The organism is Methylobacterium sp. WL119, assembly GCF_008039875.1.
Lineage (GTDB): Bacteria > Pseudomonadota > Alphaproteobacteria > Rhizobiales > Beijerinckiaceae > Methylobacterium.
The window spans coordinates 1-1,316 of sequence record NZ_VRUU01000225.1; the positions used below are offsets into that span (position 1 = coordinate 1).

The 1,316-nt window shown below is 66.6% G+C and carries 1 protein-coding gene; it reads right to left on the reverse strand.

Annotated features, from left to right (window positions below):
- On the reverse strand, positions 1 to 1,316 hold a 1,316-nt coding region (locus FV227_RS28565; protein WP_147860473.1), incomplete at both ends, for a PAS domain-containing protein.

The window sequence follows — 1,316 nt, forward strand, 5'->3', positions numbered from 1 at the left end:
TGCTCGCTTGCCCGGGCGATGTCCTCCATGCTTCCGGCGATCGTCGTCACCCCGTGGGCGGCCGTATGCATGCTTCCCGACATCTCCCGGGTCACGGCGGACTGTTCCTCCACAGCAGCGGCGATGGCGCCCGACACCTCATCGAGCGAGCGTATCGTTCCCTGGATGGAGCCGATGGCATCCACGGCTTCGCGTGCGGCGGCCTGTGTGGCGGAGATCTGCTCACGGATCTGGTCGGTCGCCTTGGCGGTCTGCTCAGCCAACGCCTTCACCTCGGAGGCGACCACCGCGAAACCTTTCCCGGCCATGCCGGCGCGCGCTGCTTCGATGGTCGCGTTCAAGGCCAAGAGGTTTGTCTGCGCGGCGATGCCCTGGATCAGTGTCACCACGTCGCCGATCTGCGCCGCCTGGCCGCTCAGCCCGGCGACGATGCTGCCCGTGCGCTGTGCCTGCTCGACCGCCTGGGCGGCCATCCGCGCGGCATGGCTCACCTGCTGGCTGATTTCGCCGACCGAAGCCGATAACTCCTCCGCGCCCGAGGCGACGCACTGGATGTCGTTGGACACCTGCCCCACCGTGCCGGCGGTCTCGGCCGTCTGACGGGTGACGTTCTCGACGGCTTGGCCGATCGCGTCGAGATCGGTGCCGATCGCCTGCTGCGCTTCGGCGCGACGCTGCCGCTCGTGCACCTGGGCCGTGATGTCGGTCGCGAACTTCACCACCTTGATCGGAACCCCATCGCGATCACGGATCGGATTGTATGTTGCCTGGATCCAGACCTCTCGCCCCCCCTTGGCGATCCGCCGGAACTCGCCCGACATGAACTCGCCGCGTCCCAGCTCAGCCCAGAAGTTGCGATAAGCCTCCCCCGTCCGTTCGTCCGCATCGACGAACATGCTGTGCCGCTGCCCGCGGATCTCATCGAGCCGGTAGCCGACGGCAGCGAGGAAGTTGGCGTTGGCCGTCAGGACGGTGCCGTCGAGAGAGAACTCGATCACCGCCTGCGAGCGGTTGAGGGCAGCAAGCTGGCCTTCATGGTCGATCGCGCGCTGAACCTGCGAGGTGATGTCGGACGCGAACTTGACGATCTTGCGAACGCGGCCGGCGCGGTCCAGCACCGGATTATAGGTCGCCTGGATCCAGATCGCACGACCATCGTTGGCAATGCGCTTGAACTCGCGGGTCTGGGACTCCCCTTTGCGCAATGCGTCCCAGAACGCGTGATAGGCCGGCGCGTCGCGCTCTGCCGGCGTGACGAGCTTGCGGTGGTTCTGGCCCTTCAGTTCCGCCAGCGTGTAGCCAACGAGGCCGAGGAA